At 70.4% G+C, this 18,098-nt stretch carries 16 protein-coding genes; 11 read left to right on the plus strand and 5 right to left on the minus strand.

From position 1 onward, the window contains the following. Positions 1 to 159 precede the first annotated feature (159 nt). The 4 genes from OG933_RS13530 (at position 160) to OG933_RS13545 (ending at position 4,046) form a co-directional block, all read left to right on the plus strand. Positions 160 to 531, plus strand: coding sequence for a hypothetical protein (locus OG933_RS13530; protein WP_405627282.1), 372 nt, complete (start codon positions 160 to 162; stop codon positions 529 to 531). Then, positions 528 to 1,973 carry a ThiF family adenylyltransferase gene (locus tag OG933_RS13535; protein WP_405627284.1) on the plus strand — a complete coding sequence of 482 codons (1,446 nt, stop codon included), beginning with the start codon at positions 528 to 530 and terminating at the stop codon, positions 1,971 to 1,973. Before OG933_RS13530 ends, OG933_RS13535 begins: the two co-directional genes overlap by 4 nt. Positions 1,974 to 2,043: 70 nt before the next feature. Further along, a complete protein-coding gene (locus tag OG933_RS13540; protein WP_405627285.1) occupies positions 2,044 to 3,069 on the plus strand; it encodes a hypothetical protein in 1,026 nt (341 codons plus the stop codon). A 470-nt stretch (positions 3,070 to 3,539) separates the two neighbouring features. After that, positions 3,540 to 4,046, plus strand: a complete 507-nt coding sequence (locus tag OG933_RS13545) for a hypothetical protein (RefSeq protein WP_405627286.1) — start codon at positions 3,540 to 3,542, stop codon at positions 4,044 to 4,046. Between the two features lie 83 nt (positions 4,047 to 4,129). On the opposite strand, the gene OG933_RS13550 is transcribed toward OG933_RS13545, so the two are convergent. Next, complete coding sequence (locus OG933_RS13550) at positions 4,130 to 5,323, minus strand: PotD/PotF family extracellular solute-binding protein (protein ID WP_405627287.1); 1,194 nt, start codon at positions 5,321 to 5,323, stop codon at positions 4,130 to 4,132. A 373-nt stretch (positions 5,324 to 5,696) separates the two neighbouring features. Further along, the gene (locus OG933_RS13555) at positions 5,697 to 7,145 is read right to left on the minus strand and encodes a gamma-aminobutyraldehyde dehydrogenase (RefSeq protein WP_362527632.1); all 1,449 of its coding nucleotides are present in this window, start codon (positions 7,143 to 7,145) and stop codon (positions 5,697 to 5,699) included. A 164-nt stretch (positions 7,146 to 7,309) separates the two neighbouring features. On the opposite strand from OG933_RS13555, the gene OG933_RS13560 reads away from it, so the two are divergent. The 7 genes from OG933_RS13560 to OG933_RS13590 all read left to right on the plus strand — a co-directional run bounded on the left by OG933_RS13560 (position 7,310) and on the right by OG933_RS13590 (position 14,208). Next, positions 7,310 to 7,828, plus strand: a complete 519-nt coding sequence (locus tag OG933_RS13560) for an Lrp/AsnC family transcriptional regulator (protein WP_020128673.1) — start codon at positions 7,310 to 7,312, stop codon at positions 7,826 to 7,828. A gap of 19 nt (positions 7,829 to 7,847) precedes the next feature. Next, positions 7,848 to 9,212 carry an aspartate aminotransferase family protein gene (locus tag OG933_RS13565; protein WP_020128674.1) on the plus strand — a complete coding sequence of 455 codons (1,365 nt, stop codon included), beginning with the start codon at positions 7,848 to 7,850 and terminating at the stop codon, positions 9,210 to 9,212. Positions 9,213 to 9,407: 195 nt separating this feature from the next. Beyond that, positions 9,408 to 10,151 carry an ABC transporter ATP-binding protein gene (locus OG933_RS13570; protein WP_020128675.1) on the plus strand — a complete coding sequence of 248 codons (744 nt, stop codon included), beginning with the start codon at positions 9,408 to 9,410 and terminating at the stop codon, positions 10,149 to 10,151. After that, complete coding sequence (locus OG933_RS13575; protein WP_405627289.1) at positions 10,133 to 11,632, plus strand: hypothetical protein; 1,500 nt, start codon at positions 10,133 to 10,135, stop codon at positions 11,630 to 11,632. The genes OG933_RS13570 and OG933_RS13575 overlap by 19 nt, the downstream gene beginning before the upstream one ends. Before the next feature lie 108 nt (positions 11,633 to 11,740). Further along, complete coding sequence (locus OG933_RS13580; RefSeq protein WP_054239708.1) at positions 11,741 to 12,160, plus strand: VOC family protein; 420 nt, start codon at positions 11,741 to 11,743, stop codon at positions 12,158 to 12,160. A gap of 35 nt (positions 12,161 to 12,195) precedes the next feature. After that, positions 12,196 to 13,323: an LOG family protein gene (locus OG933_RS13585; RefSeq protein ID WP_405627291.1), complete on the plus strand. Its 1,128-nt coding sequence runs from the start codon at positions 12,196 to 12,198 to the stop codon at positions 13,321 to 13,323. 162 nt (positions 13,324 to 13,485) lie between these two features. Then, entirely contained in the window at positions 13,486 to 14,208 is a 723-nt protein-coding gene (locus tag OG933_RS13590; protein WP_362527643.1) for an LAETG motif-containing sortase-dependent surface protein, read from the plus strand. Between the two features lie 98 nt (positions 14,209 to 14,306). Here the strand turns inward: OG933_RS13590 and OG933_RS13595 are convergent, their stop codons facing one another. From OG933_RS13595 to OG933_RS13605, 3 genes are read right to left on the minus strand one after another with little or no spacing between them, the layout of a single operon-like run. Continuing rightward, positions 14,307 to 15,326: an ABC transporter ATP-binding protein gene (locus OG933_RS13595; RefSeq protein ID WP_405627293.1), complete on the minus strand. Its 1,020-nt coding sequence runs from the start codon at positions 15,324 to 15,326 to the stop codon at positions 14,307 to 14,309. Further along, the gene (locus OG933_RS13600; protein ID WP_405627294.1) at positions 15,327 to 16,997 is read right to left on the minus strand and encodes an ABC transporter permease; all 1,671 of its coding nucleotides are present in this window, start codon (positions 16,995 to 16,997) and stop codon (positions 15,327 to 15,329) included. Continuing rightward, on the minus strand, positions 16,973 to 18,049 hold the full coding sequence (locus OG933_RS13605) for a thiamine ABC transporter substrate-binding protein (RefSeq protein WP_362527651.1): 1,077 nt from the start codon (positions 18,047 to 18,049) through the stop codon (positions 16,973 to 16,975). Before OG933_RS13605 ends, OG933_RS13600 begins: the two co-directional genes overlap by 25 nt. Between the last annotated feature and the right edge of the window lie 49 nt (positions 18,050 to 18,098).

Below are 18,098 nucleotides of genomic sequence, written 5' to 3' on the forward strand. Positions count from 1 at the left end.
TGAACCAAACTCTGGTCACCACTGCACGTACCCCGTTGCGCACGGGCCAGGTGTCCGGAGCGGGTCTTCTCAGCCCGCTCGCGGGAAGAGCTGCTCGACTGCGGTGACCACGGCGGCGCGACGGGGCGTGTCGCTGTCCACGGGTCCGACGCCCACCTCATGACCACGACCGAGCCGCTCTGGGGGCCTGCCGCGCTGCAGGCAGGCCTCGAGGCCGTCGGCTACGCACCTCACCAACGGACCGGCTTCATCGTCTTCGACTACACGGTCGAGGTCGGCCCGTACGCCGGACAGATCGTCAAGATCGGACTGCCGACAGCCGCAGACTTCCCCACCACCCCACCCAGCGGCCCGCACGTGAGCCCCCGCCTTGGACACCCCCATGGGGCCGTCCATCCCTCCGGGCTGGGAACGGAGTGGGAGTACTGGAGCCGTCCGGCCGCCAACTGGGCCGCCGACCGCAGTGTCCAGGGCTACCTACGACACCTGCGCACTCTGTTCGCACAGCTCGACGAGCGAGCAGCGGCATGATCACCCGGTTCAGCGCGGCCGTACCCTCGCCACTCGCCCGACGACTCGGCAAGCACCTCCTGCGCACCGATGGGCAGGAGGACTGCTGTTTCGTCCTGTGGCGTCCGGCCACCGGTGCCCGCCGTACCACCGCAGTGCTGGTGGATGTCGTGCTGCCCCTGGAAGGCGAGCGCATCGTGCACGGCACCGTCGATTTGACCAGCGCCTACTTCCTGCGTTCCGCAATCCTGGCCGCGGAACGCGGCTGCGGTGTAGGACTGATCCACTCCCATCCCCAGGGGCACGGCTGGCAGCGTCTGAACCAGGTCGACCACGACGCCGAAACCTCCTTCGCGGCACAGGCCTTCGCAATCACCGACCGCCCCCTGCTCGGGATGACCTTCGCAGAGGGCGACGGCGGGCACAGCGCGCGGAGCTACCGGCCGCTTCACGCGGAGAGCGTTCGCGTCGTCGGCGAAGAGTTCACCGTCACCTTCAACAGCCTTCTGCTCCCCACTCCGACTGTCACGAGCGCACAGCAACGCAGTCTCTCCGCGTGGGGTCAACAGACCCAGGACACCCTGGCCCGTCTCCATGTCGGTGTGGTCGGAACCGGCTCGGTCGGCATGCTGGTCGTCGAGGCGCTCGCGCGCACCGGCATAGGCCGCCTTACTCTCTTCGACTTCGACACCGTGGAGACCGTCAACCTCGACCGCCTCCTGCACGCCACTTCGCGGGACGCCCGTGCGAAGCGGCCCAAGGTCCACCTCGCCGCCCGCGAGGCGCGTCGCGCCGCCACCGCACCGGCCTTCCAGGTCACCGCGCTGGAGGCGAGCATCACCGAACCGGACGGCTTCGCGGTGGCCGCCGACTGCGACGTTCTCTTCTCCTGCGTCGACCGCCCTTGGCCCCGCCACGTCCTCAACCAGCTGGCGTACGCGCACCTCATCCCCGTCGTCGACGGCGGAGTCAGCGTCAATGCCCGCAGTGGCAGTCTCCAAGGTGCCGAATGGCGCGCCCACATCGCCGCCCCCGGCCGAGCCTGCCTCGAATGTCTCGGCCAGTACGACTCCGCGTACGTCCCTATGGAGCGCGACGGCTTGCTGGAGGACCCCTCCTACATCACGGGCCTGCCCCCCAGCCATCCAATGCGCCGCAAGGAGAACGTCTTCGTCTTCTCCACTGCGGCGGCGGCCGCCGAACTGACCCAGTTCATCACCATGGTGGCTGCGCCTGGCGGTGTCAGCGACAACGGGGCCCACCTGTACCACCTCGCCACCGGCACCCTCGATCGCCGTACCGAAGGGTGCGAACCCGGATGCCCGTACAACACCACCCTGCTTGCCCTGGGGGATGCCGCACCCGCCGTCACCGGACGACACCTCGCGGCGGAGCGCGCCCGCAACACCTTTCGCTCCCACTTCACCAGGCTCGCGCATCGATGGCGCGAGCCCAGGTCGTGACACCTGCGCTCGGCAAGCCAACACATGTGCAGGGTCTACCGATTGCCTCACGGCAGATGGAGAAGTACCGATGGTTCGAAAAGAATCCCTTGCGCAGCTCCTCGACGAAGGACGCCGCAAGATCCAGGTGACCGACGAGGAACTCGACGAGGCCAAGCGCCGCCGCCGACTCCTGGCCGCGTCCGCACGCCGGGCTTTCCCCGGATCAACCACCTACTTCAACGGCAGCGTCGCGCACGGCGACGCCAACACGCCCCTGACCGACGTCGACCTCGGCGTCGTCCTCACCAAGAAGGACGCCGAGCCGTACGGTCCGGGCAAGAAGAGCGCCCTGCCGCTCATGGAGATCGTCCGTGACGCGATCCATGAGGACCTTGACGCGGAGTTCCCAAAGCTGACCATTGAGGTCGTCGGCCGCCGCCGCGCCGTCCTCGTACGCTTCGGCGACCCGGTAACCCCAGGGCAGTCCGACTTCACGGCAGACGTCATGACCGCGCTCCCGCACCCCTCGGGCCGCGGGCTGTACATCCCGAACACGAAGATCGCGGACCAGTGGGACCGCGCCGACCCGATCACGCACACCCAGATGGTGCTCCAGGCCATCACGGAGACGAAGGTCGTGTTCGCCCGCACGGTCCGGCTGCTGAAGCACTGGAACTGCACGCACAGCAAGCCCATGTGCTCCTGGAACTTCAAGGCCCTCTGCCTCGGGTGCCTCGACGATCCCATGTCTCTGACTCAACGCGCTCCAAGTCTTCTTCACGTACGCGGCGGACGAGATCGACAAGGGTCCGACACCGGACCCGGCCGACGTGGCCGGCCCCATCCCCTGAACATGACGCGCCGCGAGGTCCACGAACGGTTGTGCACCGCGCGTGACTACGTCGACCTCGCGATCGAGCACGAGGCAGCCGGACTCCCGCTCAGCGCCCAGCACGCCCTCCACCAGGTCCTCCCCGAACTCATCCCGGACGCGGACGCCACGCAGGAGGAATCCGCCCGACTCGTGTCGACCGTCCGCTCGGGCGGCACGGCCGCCACCGGCCTCGGACTCGCCGTCGGACTCGTCACGCCCACCCGGGCCTGGGGAATCTGAGCCATGCCGACCTGGTACGGGGCCCAGCCCGTCTGGTGGGCCCCGCTTGAACGCGACGCCCGGCGGCGCTTCGGCTCCGCCCTCCGGCACACCTACCGCCGCGGCTCACTGACGTACGAACTCACGGGACTCGACGTCATTGGCGAGCCCAACCCGATCGACGTCGGCATCAGCTTCTACGAGAACCCGCTCTACGCGACGTACGGCCAGAAGCCCCAAGACTTCCCGCGCGTCCATGCGAAGCCGGGGGTTTCCTCGAAGCATCGCTACACGGACGACGACGCCCTCTGTCTCTGGCACCCGCTCGATCCGGAAGAACGAAGGTGGACGAGTTCGAAGGGACTCCTGGACCTCGTCGAGATAGTCCGCACACACTTGTTCCTCGAACACTACTGGCGGCTCACCGGCGGTGAGCACGGCGGCCAGTGGCTGATTGAGGACGCCCCGCACGGCATGCCGGGGAGTGGTGCATGGAGGTCATCGCGGCGACAGCGGCGACGAGCAGCGGGTGGACCTGGTCCCAGACCACCGCGCTGATCGTCCCCTTCGTCGCCGTGTTCGGCGCCTTCCTCACGTACGCCCTCAACCAGCGGGCAGTGAGACGGGAGCACCGGGCGAAGACCTTCGCCGAAGCCCTGACCGCGGTCGAGGAGTACCTGGAGATGCCGTATCGCATACGACGTCGTCCGGAGTCCTCGGCCTCCATGCGGCAGCAGCTCACGGACGAGGTGAGCAGTCTGCTGGCGCGCATGGCGTTCCACCAGGCATGGCTCCAGATCGAAGCGTCGTCCGTCGCAGGGCCGTACGCGATCCTCGTCGCCACGGCCCGTGCGGAAGCCGGCGCACAGATGAGTCTCGCCTGGCAGCAGCCGCCCATCAGGACCGACGAGGGGATGAACCTCGGCTCTGCCTACCCCCGCGACCGATCAACCGTCGCCCGAGCTGCATGCATCGAAGTGATGCGCCGTCACCTCTGAGAAGCGACGGCGATCTTGATGCCAACTATCCCTCTTTTGTGCCAACTAGAAATCCTCGTCACAACGGCCGGGAAAAGCCGCCGTCAGAGCCCCGCGATCGCGTTCCACCGCTTGGCGAACTCCAGGCGCTCCGTGGAGGTGATGTCCCGTGCGATCGCGAGGTGTTTCCGCATGTCGGCGTCGGGGAAGATCAGCGGGTTCTCCGCGAGGGCCGCCGTCTCCTCGTCGTCCGAGTCGGCGAGGACGGCCTGGGCGGCGGGGACCGGGCAGACGTAGTTCACCCAGGCGGCGAGCTCGGCGGCGACCTCGGGTCGGTAGTAGTAGTCGATCAGCTTCTCGGCGTTCGCCTTGTGCCGGGCGAGGTTGGGAATCATCAGGGACTCCGCCCACAGCTCGGCGCCCTCCTCGGGTACGACGAAGCGGATGTCGGGGTTGTCGGCCTGGAGCTGGATGACATCGCCCGAGTACGCCTGACAGGCCAGGACATCGCCGCTGACCAGGTCCTTGGTGTAGTCGTTGCCGGTGAAACGGCGTATCTGGCCGCGGCCGACCTGCTTCTCCACCTCGTCGCAGACCTGGTGGAAGTCGTCGGCCGTCCACTTCGTGACGTCCACGCCGTTGCCCTGCATCAGCAGCGCGAACGCCTCGTCCAGGCCGGACAGCAGCGTCACCCGCCCCTTGAGGTCGTCGGCCCACAGCTCCGAGACGCTGCGTATCTCCCGGCCCAGTTTCCGCCGGTCGTAGGCGATTCCCGTGATGCCGGACTGCCACGGCACGGTGCACGCGCGTCCGGGGTCGAAGGCGGGCGAACGCAGCAGCGGGTCGAGGTACTCGGTGACGTGGGGCTGCGCGGCCCGGTCCATCTCCTGCACCCAGCCGAGCCGTACGAACCGGGCGCACATCCAGTCGCTGATGACGATCAGGTCGCGGCCGGTCTGCTGATGGTTCATCAGCGCGGGGCTGACCTTGCCGAAGAACTCGTCGTTGTCGTTGATCTCCTCGACGTAGTCGACGGCGATGCCCGTGCTCTTGCGGAACGCGTCGAGCGTCGGCCGCCGGTCGGGGTCCTCGTCGTCGGTGTCGATGTAGAGCGGCCAGTTCGCCCAGGTCAGCCGCTTGTCGTCGGCGGAGAGGTCGGCCCCGGCGCGGTCACCCGGCCGTACGTAGGCGGCGGGCACCCCGCAGCCGGCGAGCCCGCCGAGCGCGGCGGTCCCCCCGAGCGCGCGCAGCAGGGAACGGCGGGACACGGCGCGGGAGCGCGAGGGAGTCTGGGGCACGCCGTCAGCATGCCGTGGGGCCGACCCCCGGACAATCGACGCTGCGTCGAGCACACCGCGCACGAACCGACACCTTGTCGATCACCGACCCGGCCAACAGCAAACCGAACGGCCCCCGACCAGAACCGGGGGCCGAACCGACCAAGGGGCGCGGGAAACCACCCGCCCAGCCACCCCACTCAGGGGCGCGGGGGAACCACCCGCCCAGCCACCCCACTCAGGGGCGCGGGGAACTGCGCGACCAGCCACAGCGCACCCGCACCCGCACACCACCAGCCGCGGCCGCAGCCATGCCATAGCCATAGCCATCGCCGCAGCCGCAGCCGCAGCCGCAGCCGCAGCCGCACGACACCAACCACCGCCCAGCGGAGCGCTACGCGTCGAGGGACGTCATGACGTGCTTGATGCGGGTGTAGTCGTCGAAGCCGTAGCCCGACAGGTCCTTGCCGTAGCCGGACTTCTTGAAGCCGCCGTGGGGCATCTCGGCGACCAGCGGGATGTGGGTGTTGATCCACACGCAGCCGAAGTCGAGCTTCTTGGACATCCGCATCGCACGGCCGTGGTCCTTGGTCCACACCGAGGAGGCGAGGGCGTACTCGACGCCGTTGGCCCACTCGACCGCCTGGTCCTCGTCCGTGAAGGACTGGACGGTGATGACCGGTCCGAAGACCTCGTTCTGGATGATCTCGTCGTCCTGCTTCAGCCCGGAGACGACGGTCGCGGCGTAGAAGTAGCCCTTGTCGCCGACCCGCTGACCGCCCGCCTCGACCTTGGCGTGGGCGGGCAGCCGCTCGATGAAGCCGGTGACCTGCTGCAGCTGGTTGGGGTTGTTCAGCGGGCCGAAGAGCACGTCCTCGTCGTCCGGCTGCCCCGTCTTCGCCTCCGCGGCGGCCTTCGCGAGCGCGGCCACGAACTCGTCGTGGATGCCCTCCTGGACGAGGACGCGGGTGGCCGCCGTACAGTCCTGGCCGGCGTTGAAGAAGCCCGCCACGGAGATGCCCTCTACGGCCTTGGCGACGTCGGTGTCCTCGAAGACCACGACCGGCGCCTTGCCGCCCAGCTCCAGGTGGACGCGCTTGAGGTCCTTCGACGCCGACTCGGCGACCGACATGCCCGCGCGCACCGAACCGGTGATGGAGGCCATCGCCGGGGTCGGGTGCTCGACCATCAGCCGGCCGGTGTCACGGTCGCCGGTGACGACGTTGAAGACGCCCTTGGGCAGGATCGAACCGATGATCTCGGCGATCAGGACGGTGGAGGCCGGCGTGGTGTCGGACGGCTTGAGCACCACCGTGTTGCCGGCCGCGATCGCCGGGGCGAACTTCCACACGGCCATCATCATCGGGTAGTTCCACGGCGCGACCTGCGCGCAGACGCCGACCGGCTCGCGGCGGACGATGGAGGTGAGCCCCTCCATGTACTCACCGGCGCTGCGCCCCTCCAGCATCCGGGCCGCGCCCGCGAAGAAGCGGATCTGGTCGACCATGGGAGGGATCTCCTCGGAGCGGGTCAGCCCGATCGGCTTGCCCGTGTTCTCCACCTCGGCCGCGATGAGTTCCTCGGCCCGCTCCTCGAACGCGTCCGCGATCTTCAGCAGGGCCTTCTGACGCTCGGCGGGCGTCGTGTCGCGCCAGCCCGGGAACGCCTCGGCGGCGGCGGCCATCGCGGCGTCGACGTCCGCGGGACCGGACAGCGGCGCGGTCGCGTACGCCTCGCCGGTCGCGGGGTTGACCACTTCGGTGGTCCGTCCGTCGGCGGCGTCCCGGAACTCGCCGGCGATGTAGTTGCGTAGCTTGCGCAGCCGTCCCAGCTCGGTGCTCACTGCCGGCCCTCCAGGTTCGGTGTCCATTGACTGAGACACCCACACTAATCCTTGCCCCGACGTTTTCAACACCCCTGATCCCGTCGCGGCTGCGGAATCCGCAGATCTCCGTTACGTAAACAACGAATTTCATCGCCTCGGCCTTGCGGAACGGTCGAGACGTCGTGCACAGTGAGGCCGTGGCCAGTCGAAGCGCAGAGCACAGGGACTCCCGCGAGTCCAGGAACGGCAGCACCCCTCACCTGGATGCCGTCAGCCTCGCCATCATCCAGCAGCTCCAGGAGGACGGCCGTCGGCCGTACGCCGCGATCGGCAAGGCCGTCGGCCTCTCCGAGGCGGCCGTGCGCCAGCGCGTCCAGAAGCTGCTCGACCAGGGCGTGATGCAGATCGTCGCCGTCACGGACCCGCTCACCGTGGGCTTCCGTCGGCAGGCGATGGTCGGGATCAACGTCGAGGGCGATGTCGAGTCCATAGCGGAAGCGCTGACCGACATGGCGGAAGTCGAGTACGTGGTGATGACCGCCGGCTCGTACGACATCCTCGCCGAGATCGTCTGCGAGGACGACGACCACCTGCTGGACGTCATCAACAAACGCATCCGTGCCCTGCCGGGCGTGCGCTCGACCGAGAGCTTCGTCTACCTGAAGCTGAAGAAGCAGACCTACATGTGGGGAACCCGATAATCGTGAGGACCCGATAACCGTGAGCACCAAGGACCTCAGCCGCACCGCGTACGACCACCTGTGGATGCACTTCACCCGCATGTCCTCGTACGAGAACTCCCCCGTCCCGACCATCGTCCGGGGCGAGGGCACCTACATCTACGACGACAAGGGCAAGCGCTACCTCGACGGTCTCGCGGGCCTGTTCGTGGTCCAGGCCGGCCACGGCCGGGTGGAGCTCGCCGAGGCGGCGTTCAAGCAGGCGCAGGAGCTGGCGTTCTTCCCGGTGTGGTCCTACGCCCACCCGAAGGCCGTGGAGCTCGCCGAGCGTCTCGCGGACCACGCGCCCGGCGACCTGAACAAGGTCTTCTTCACCACCGGCGGCGGCGAAGCCGTCGAGACCGCCTGGAAGCTCGCCAAGCAGTACTTCAAGCTCACCGGCAAGCCGACCAAGTACAAGGTCATCTCCCGCGCCGTCGCCTACCACGGCACCCCGCAGGGCGCCCTGTCCATCACCGGTCTGCCGGCCCTGAAGGCCCCCTTCGAGCCGCTCGTCCCGGGCGCGCACAAGGTCCCGAACACCAACATCTACCGCGCCCCGCTGTTCGGCGACGACCCCGAGGCCTTCGGCCGCTGGGCCGCCGACCAGATCGAGCAGCAGATCCTCTTCGAGGGCCCGGACACGGTCGCCGCCGTCTTCCTGGAGCCGGTGCAGAACGCCGGTGGCTGCTTCCCGCCGCCGCCCGGCTACTTCCGGCGCGTGCGCGAGATCTGCGACCAGTACGACGTCCTGCTGGTCTCCGACGAGGTCATCTGTGCCTTCGGCCGTCTCGGCACGATGTTCGCCTGCGACAAGTTCGACTACGTCCCGGACATGATCACCTGTGCCAAGGGCATGACCTCGGGCTACTCCCCGATCGGCGCCTGCATCATCAGCGACAGGCTGGCCGAGCCGTTCTACAAGGGCGACAACACCTTCCTGCACGGCTACACCTTCGGCGGCCACCCGGTCTCCGCGGCGGTCGGCCTCGCCAACCTCGACCTGTTCGAGCGCGAGGGCCTCAACCAGCACGTGCTCGACAACGAGGGCGCGTTCCGCTCGACGCTGGAGAAGCTGCACGACCTGCCGATCGTCGGCGACGTCCGCGGCAACGGCTTCTTCTACGGCATCGAGCTGGTGAAGGACAAGCACACCAAGGAGTCCTTCAACGACGAGGAGACCGAGCGCGTCCTGTACGGCTTCCTCTCCAAGGCGCTGTACGACAACGGCCTGTACTGCCGTGCCGACGACCGCGGCGACCCGGTCGTCCAGCTCGCCCCGCCGCTGATCTCCAACCAGGAGACCTTCGACGAGATCGAGCAGATCCTGCGCGCGACGCTGACGGAGGCGTGGACGAAGCTGTGATCGTCAGCCTGATCAGCTGATCAACACCGGCCCCGGTGTCGACCGTTCGAGTGAGAAACGGCGACCCGGGGCCGTGTGCTGTCCGGCCTTCCCCTCCTGGCTGCCTAGCGTGCGAGTGACCGATCGGCCCTGTCTTCGTTCCCCCGCACGGGGGATTGGCACGGGAACCACAGATCTGAACCGAGGTGTACGCCCATGGAGGCCCCGCCGGACAACGACGTGCTGTGGGCACGCTCCCTGTACTTCACGCACCGCGACGGCTCACCGGCGCTCGGCGGTGTCTCGCTGGGCGTGCGGGAGGGCGAGATCCTCGCCGTCAGCGGACCGCGCGGCAGCGGCAAGACGACCCTGCTGCACTGTCTGTCCGGCCTGGTGCCCGCCCAGCGCGGCGAGGTCTGGTTCAACAGCGTCCCCGTCCACACGATGGGCCCGATGGCCCGTGAACGGCTGCGTCGCAACCGCTTCGGCTGGATCGACCCGGCACCGGTCCTCGTCCCCGAACTCAACGTCTGGGAGAACGCGGCCCTCCCCCTGATGCTGCGCGGCACCAGCCGCCGCCGGGCCAAGGCCGCCGCGCTGGAGTGGCTGGAGCGCCTGGACATCGGCGACAGGGCCCGGAGCCGCCCGCACGAGCTCACCCAGGCCGAGCGCCAGCGGGTCTGCATCACGCGCGCCCTGGCCCCGGCCCCCTCGGTCCTCTTCGCGGACGAGCCGACGGCACCCCTGCACCGCGCGGACCGGGCCCACGTCCTGCGCACCCTGACGACGGCGGCCCGCTCCCACGGCATCACCGTGGTGCTGGCCACCCACGACCCGGAGACCGCCGCCCTCGCCGACCGCACGGTGCCGCTGATGGACGGGCGCCGGGTGAAGACGGTCCATCTGCCGCCGGTCACGGAGCCGGAAGGCCGGGGGGCCGCGTGCTCGCTCTCCGTCTGACGCGCAGCGCCCACCCCGCCGTCCAGCTCCGCCGCCTCCTGGTGGCGACGGCCTCGGCGGGCACCGGCTTCCTGCTCCTGTGCACCCTCGGCCGCGCTCTCACCCACCCCGAGGCCCCGGCCGCGTCCGTGCTCCGCCTCGCCTGGTGCGCGGTCCCGCTGGCCGCGACGGTCTACTTCGCCCTGGCGGTGGCCCGCACCGACCCCGGCACCCGCCCGCGCCCCGGCCTGGCGGCGATCGGCCTGGGCCCGGCCCGCCTGATGGCCGTCTCGGCGATGACGACGGCCCTGTCGACGCTGCTCGGCTCCATGCTGGCCCTCCTCCTCTTCCTGCACCTGCGCGGCGACCTCACGGGCATGCCGTTCGACGGAGCGGCAGACGACTTCCTGGCCGCGAACCAGCCCCTCCCGTTGCCGGCGTCCCTGACCCTGCTGGCACTGGTCCCGGTGACCTCGTCCCTCGCGGTGGCCCTGATGCTCCGCCCGAGGGACGCACACGTGGCGGCCCAGGCCGCCCCGGGGATGTCCGGCCGGTTCGGCGCCTTCGGCAGGACGGGCCCGGGTGCCAGGTTCGGCGAGTACGGCCGTTTCGGGGCGCGGACGAGGAGCGGCCCGCCGACGCACCCGGCCGCGGACACCGTCCCCGCCGAGGCGGCTCCCGACCCGGCGACGAACGGCCGGCCCTTCCACCCGGCCGCGGACGGCGGCCCCGCCGCGACGGCCGACCAGGCGGCGGACGGCATCCCGGGGGCACCGGGCACCGTGACCCTGTCCTCGGCGCCGACCCTGGTCAACGGCACAGCGGAGGCTTCCGCCGACGGCACCCCCGAGGCACGGGCAGCGACACAGACACCGCCCCGGACGCAGACGCGCCCGCCCCACCCCACCGCCCTCCCCTGGGGCATGGCCCTCCTCGCCGCCGGCCTGGCCGTGGAGGCGTACGCGAACCGCACCGCGAACCCCAGCACCCTCCCGCTCCCCGGCGGCCTGCCCACCGGCCCCGCCGCGGTCCTCGTCGGCTGGACCCTGACCGCCGTGGGTCTCGCCCTCGCCGGCCCCGGCCTCACCCACCTGTGCGGCCGGCTGCTGCAGTCGGCCCGCCCCGGCGCCCTCCGCCTCCTCGCGGGCCGCGGCCTGATGCAGGAGGCGGCCCGTATCGGACGGCCGCTCGGCGTGGTCTGCGCGGTGGCGTCCGGCGCGTACACGATGGCCGCGCTGTACGACCCGGCCGATCCCGCCTTCGGCCCGCTCACCACCCTCGGCGCCCTGGTCGTGGCGGGCTGCGCGGTCGCCACGCTCCTGACCGCGGCCGTGGAGGCGCGGCAGGTCCGCGCCGACACCACCGCCGCCCTGCTCCGCCTCGGCGCCCCGGCCAAGACGCTGCGCAGCGCCGCCGCCCTGCGCACCGGTGCCCTGCTCGCGCTGTTCGTCCCGCTCACCCTGATCGTGGCCGAACTGGCGGCCCTCCCACTGACCCGCTGAGACCGCGCCCAAAAAAGATCCCCGCCCCGCGATGAGTTCCGCGGGGCCCCTCGGTCTACCCCACCGAACGTCACACACCAGCAACGCGAATCCCCTGGGAGAGACCCGATGACCACCCCGGCCTACCAGCAGATGATCTTCGTGAACCTGCCCGTGAACGACCTCGGCGCCTCGAAGAAGTTCTTCACGGAGCTCGGCTACACGATCAACCCGCAGTTCAGCGACGACAACGCGGCCTCCGTGGTGATCAGCGACACGATCGTCGCGATGCTGCTCACCAAGCCGTTCTACTCGACCTTCACCAAGAAGGAGATCGCGGACGCCTCGAAGACCAGCGAGGTTCTCATCGCCCTCAGCGCCCAGAGCCGCGAGAAGGTCGACGAGCTCGTCGACAGGGCGCTCGCGCTGGGCGGTTCGCCGAGCGGCGAGACGCAGGACATGGGCTTCATGTACGGCCGTTCGTTCGACGACCTCGACGGCCACACCTGGGAGGTCGTGTGGATGGACCCGTCGGCCATCGGGAGCTGACCCACCGCTCGTCCGGCGCTGCCTAGCATGGGCGGGTGCATCCGACGACACCCGCCCAGCCGTTCGACGGCTCCCACGACCGTGAGATCGAGTCCCTCGCCGAGTTCGACGAGGTGGTCGCCACCCACGGCACGCTCTCCCACTTCCGCGTCCAGTCCGTCGACCTGACGGCCCGTACGGACGCTCTCCTCGCCCTGGACACCTCGGGCGCCGTCTTCCTCGGCTGCCCGATGGAGCCGGCGGCGGCCACGAAGTCCCGCGCCTCCGGCGCCCTGGTCTTCCCGCCCGTACCGGGTCTGTCGTTCGACCCGTACCGCGGATTCGTCTACTCCCCCGACGAGTTGTTCGCGTCCCTGGACGAGGGCTACGAGGCGACCCCGGACGCCCTCACGTACGCGTGGTTCCAGCGCACGAAGGCGGACGGCGACATATTCGGCTCGATGCTCCGCTCGATCCACGACGACGCCGTCTCCGACGCGCTCGACGAACTCCTCGTCGGGGAGCGCGTGGTGGGTGTCATGGGCGGCCACGCCATGGCACGCGGTTCGGAGGCCTACGCCGGTGCGGCCCGGCTCGGCCGTGAACTCGCCCGCGCCGGGCTCATGGTGGCGACCGGTGGCGGACCCGGCGCGATGGAGGCGGCGAACCTCGGCGCGTACGCGGCGCCCTTCGACGGCGCGATGCTCACGGACGCGCTCCGACTCCTCGCCAAGGCACCGAAGTTCACGCCCTCGATCACCGACTGGGCGACGGCGGCCTTCGAGGTGCGGGCCACATGGCCCGGCGGCGGCCCCTCGGTGGGCATCCCCACCTGGTTCTACGGCCATGAGCCGCCGAACCCGTTCGCCGCGCACCTCGCCAAGTACTTCTCCAACGCCACCCGCGAGGAAGGCCTGTTGGCCCGCTGCACCGCGGGAGTGGTGTTCCTGCCGGGCGCCGCCGGGACCGTACAGGAGATCTTCGACAACGCGACGCCCAACTACTACGGGTCGCGGGGCGAGCCGACGCCGATGGTGCTCGTGGACCGGGAGCACTGGACGCAGCGGCTGCCCGCCTGGCCGCTCTTGCGGTCACTCGCCCGGGAGCGGTCGATGGAGTCCCGTATCGCCCTCGTTGACCGGATCGAGGAGGCTCCGGAGGCGTTGAAACGTCTCGGTGGTTAATAAGCGGGCAAAGCCAGCCGCTCGGAGGGGTCCCCGCATTGACACTTCTTATGGAACGCTTATAGACCTGTGAGTCTGCTGGGGATGGTGACGCACTCGGCTCACCGGGGACGCCATCTTCCCCTCCACCCCCCGCAGTTGCGCTTCCCGTAAAGGACAAACGTGTCCCTTTCCCGCCGTACCGCCGCCCGTTCGGTGCGCATGCTCGGTGTCACCGCCGCCTCCGCCGCCCTGGCGCTCAGCGCCGCCGGCACCGCGCTGGCCTGCGACATCAGCGAGTTCTCCGCCACTGCCGCCTGTGACGGCGCCAAGGGTTCCATCACCGTCACCGACAAGGACCCCACGGGTGTCCCGGCCGAGATCACCGTCTTCCTCGAGAACAACGGCGGCGACCTGAGGCAGGTCGGCACGGCCCAGACCGTCAAGGGTTCGGCCGCCGGCGTGACCATCTCCTTCGCCGAGGCCTGGGAGCCGAACGCCGAGTACCGGATCCACGTCAAGGCCGTCAAGGGCAAGAAGATCCTGGTCGACAAGGACATTCCCGGCAACCTGACCACCCCGTCCAAGGCCTGCGAGGCCGAGGACACGTCCACCCCGTCCACCACCCCCTCCACCACCCCGTCCTCGACGCCGTCGGACAGCACGACCACTGCGCCGCCGGCCGGGACGACCACCCCGTCCCCGTCCGCCTCGGCGAGCGACAGCGCCGCGCCCGCGCCCTCCGCGAGCAACGCCCCGTCGGCCGCGGCCCAGGAGTCCAACCTGGCCGAGACCGGCGCCGGCTCCAACACCGGCCTGATCGTCGGCATCGCGGCGGTCCTGGTCGCCGTCGGCGGTGGCGCGGTGTTCTTCGGTATGCGGCGCCGCGGTTCCAGCAACCGCTGACCCGCCCGTCCGGCCGGTCCGCCGGACGCACCTGTGTGGCCCGCCCCTGTCTCCGGGGGCGGGCCATCCGCATGTCACGCTCCCGCGGGGTGGGCCGGTCAGTCCAGTACGACGGTCTCGGTCGCGTCGAAGGACACTCCCACCACGCCCCCGACCTCCGGCGCGTCCCGCAGCGTGCACGCCGCCTCCAGCCTCGGTGCGCCCTCCGGCTGGAGGTGCACGGCGACATGGGTGCCGCGGAAGGTGCGGGCGGTGACCGTGCAGCGCAGTCCCTCGTCCGCGCCCACCAGGCGCACACCGGCGGGCCGGACGAGCAGCGTGCGCGCCCCCTGCGCCGACCCGGGAGGCACCGGCACCTTGCCCCACGGAGTGACCGCGGCCTCCTCCGTGACGGTCGCCTCCACCACGTTGTCGAAGCCGAGGAAACGCGCCACGAACGCGTCCGCCGGCCGCTGCCACACCTCGAGAGGCGTACCGGACTGGGCGATCCGCCCGTCCCGCATCACCACGACCCGGTCGGCGAGCGCGAACGCCTCGCCCTGGTCGTGGGTGACCGCCAGCACGGTCGTCCCCAACCGGCCGAACAGCTCCCGGAGTTCGACGACCAGGCGCTCCCGCAGCGACCGGTCGAGCTGGCCGAGCGGCTCGTCGAGCATCAGCAGCCGGGGGCGCGGCGCCAGGGCCCGGGCCAGTGCCACCCGCTGCTGTTCCCCACCGGAGAGCGCGGCCACCGCACGGCCCGCCGCGCCCGGAAGCCCCACCAGTTCGAGCAGTTCCGCCACCCGCTCGCCCTGCCGGATCCTGGGCATGCCGTGCATCCGCAGCCCGAAGGCGACGTTGCCGCCCACGTCCCGCTGCGGGAACAGCTGATGGTCCTGGAACATCAGGCCGAGCTCCCGCTTGTGCGCGGGCACCCCCGCCTGGTCGCGTCCGTCGAGCAGCACCCGCCCGGCGTCCAGCGGCTGGAGCCCGGCCACCGCCCGCAGCAACGTCGACTTGCCGCTGCCGCTCGGCCCCAGCACACACACCACCTCGTGCTCGGCCACCGAGAGATCGACGGCGTCGAGCACGGGCCGCCCCCCGAACCGCACGGTGGCGCGCTCCAGTTCCAGCAGCATCTACAACTCCCCCGTCCGGTCGGTCCGCAGTCGCTCCAGCACCAGCAGCGCCACCACGCACACCACCATCAGAATCGTCGAAAGGGCCATCGCCTGGCCGTAGTTCAGCTCGCCGGCCCGCCCGAGCAACCGCGCCACGGCGACCGGCAGCGTCGGGTTGTCGGGCCGCGCGATGAACACCGTCGCCCCGAACTCCCCCAGCGACACCGCGAAGGCGAACCCGGCCGCGACGAGCAGCGCCCGCCACACCAGCGGCAGGTCGACCTCCCGCCACACGCGCCAGGGCGACGCCCCGAGCACGGCCGCCGCCTCACGCAACCGCTGGTCCACCGCCCGCAGCACCGGCAGCATGGTCCGTACGACGAACGGGATGCCGACCAGCGCCTGCGCGAGCGGCACCAGGATCCACGTACCGCGCAGGTCCAGCGGAGGCTCGTCGAGCGCGATCAGGAACCCGAAGCCGACGGTCACCGCGGAGACGCCCAGCGGCAGCATCAGCAACGCGTCGAAGCCGCGGACCAGCCGGCCGGCGTCCCGTCGGGTGAGCGCGGCCGCGGCGAGCCCGCCGACGGCCACGGCGATCGCGGTCGCGGTGACGGCGTACTGCAGCGAGTTGCCGATCGCGTCGATCGGCGGGACCAGGAAGACATTCCCGTCGTCGCTGGTCAACGCCCGGTAGTAGGCGAAGCCGGGCGCGTCGAGCGAGCGCTGCGCCAGCACCGCCAGCGGCAGCACCAGCAGCACGGCGATCGTGCCGAGCACTGCGGCGAGCAGCGCCCACTGCCCGGCGCCGCGCGGCCGCCGCGCCGTCACCGACGCGTCCACCAGCCGCAGCGCGGTCTCGCGCCTGCGTACGGTCCGGGCGTGCACCGCGAGGATCGCGCCGACGGCCAGGAACTGGACGATCGTGAGGACGGCGGCCGTGGACAGGTCGAAGATCTCGGAGGTCTGCCGGTAGATCTCCACCTCGAGGGTGGAGAAGGTGGGGCCGCCGAGGATCTGCACCACGCCGAAGGAGGTGAAGGTGAAGAGGAAGACCATCAGCGCGGCGGCCGCGACCGCGGGCCCCAGGGCGGGCAGGGTGACCGTGCGCCACGCCGTCAGGCGGGACGCACCGAGCATCCGCGCCGCCTCCTCCTGCCGCGGGTCGAGCTGCGACCACAATCCCCCCACCGTCCGTACGACGACCGCGTAGTTGAAGAAGACGTGCGCCAGCAGGATCGCCCACACCGTGGTGTCCAGCCGTACGCCCCACAGGTCGTCGAGCAGTCCACCGCGCCCGACGAGCGCCAGGAACGCCGTGCCGACGACGACCGTCGGCAGCACGAACGGGACGGTGACGACGGCGCGCAGCACCTGCTTGCCCGGGAACTCCAGGCGGGCGAAGACATACGCGGCGGGCAGCGCGACCAGGAGCGTCAGCGCGGTGGAGGCCAGCGCCTGCCAGGTGGTGAACCACAGGACGTGCCGGATGTCGGCCTGCGCGAGCACGTCCCACAGCCGCCCGAAGCGCCAGCCCCCGTCGGAGCCGAGCCCCCGGGCGACGATCGCGGCGACCGGGTAGGCGAAGAAGACCGCGAAGAACGCGACGGGCACGGCCATGAGTCCGAGCCGCGCCGCGTTCCCCGCGCGGGCCGCGCGCCCGGTCACTTCAGTACGAGCGAGGTCCATGACTTGACCCAGTCGTCACGGTTGTCGGCGATCTTCGCCGGGTCCAGCGTCTCGGGGTCCTTGGCCTGCGGGCCGTACTTCGTGAACTCCGCCGGCACCGCGGCCCCCTCCCGCACCGGGTAGACGAACATGTTGAGCGGCATGTCCTGCTGGAACTCCTTGGTGAGCAGGAAGTCGAGGAGCGCCTTGCCGCCCTCGGGGTTGGCTGCGTTGCTCAGCAGACCCGCGTACTCGACCTGGCGGAAGCAGGTGCCGGTGGAGACACCGGTCGGGGCGGTGGTCGGCTTGGGGTCGCCGTAGATCACCTCGGCGGGCGGCGAGGAGGCGTACGAGACGACGAGCGGCCGGTCGGCCCCCGCCTTCTTTCCGCCCGCGGAGCCGGAGAACTCCTCGTTGTAGGCCTGCTCCCAGCCGTCGACCACCTTCACGCCGTTGGCCTTCAGCTTCTTCCAGTAGTCCGCCCAGCCGTCGTCGCCGTACTCGGCCGCCGTGCCCAGCAGGAAGCCGAGGCCGGGCGAGGAGGTGGCGGCGTTCTCGGTGACCAGCAGGTTCTTGTACGCGGGCTTCAGGAGGTCGTCGAAGGAGGCGGGCGGGGTCAGCTTGTGCGCGCTGAAGTACGCCTTGTCGTAGTTGACGCAGATGTCACCGGTGTCGACGGGCGTGACCCGGTGCTTCTTCTGGTCGGCCCGGTACGCGGGCAGGACCTGGTCCGCGCCCTTCGCCTCGTACGACTGGAACAGCCCGTTGTCGAGGGCGCGCGACAGGAGCGTGTTGTCGACGCCGAAGAAGACGTCGCCCTGCGGGTTGTCCTTGGTGAGGATGGCCTTGTTGACGGCCTGACCGGCGTCGCCGTCCTTGAGGACCTTCACCTGGTAGCCGGAACTCTTCTCGAAGTCCGCGAGCACGTTCTTGGAGACGGCCCACGAGTCGTGGCTGACGAGGGTGACGGTCCTGGACTCCGCCGCCGAACCGTCGTCGTCCGACGATCCGCAGGCGGACAGCGTGACGAGGCCGAGGCCGACGGCCGCGGCCACGAACGTCCTGGTGTGCACTGGATTTCCTCCTGGGGTTGACCAGGAAGAGACGCGGCCCTGCCCGGGC

It is taken from the genome of Streptomyces sp. NBC_00016 (genome assembly GCF_045040885.1).
GTDB classification, from domain to species: domain Bacteria; phylum Actinomycetota; class Actinomycetes; order Streptomycetales; family Streptomycetaceae; genus Streptomyces; species Streptomyces coriariae.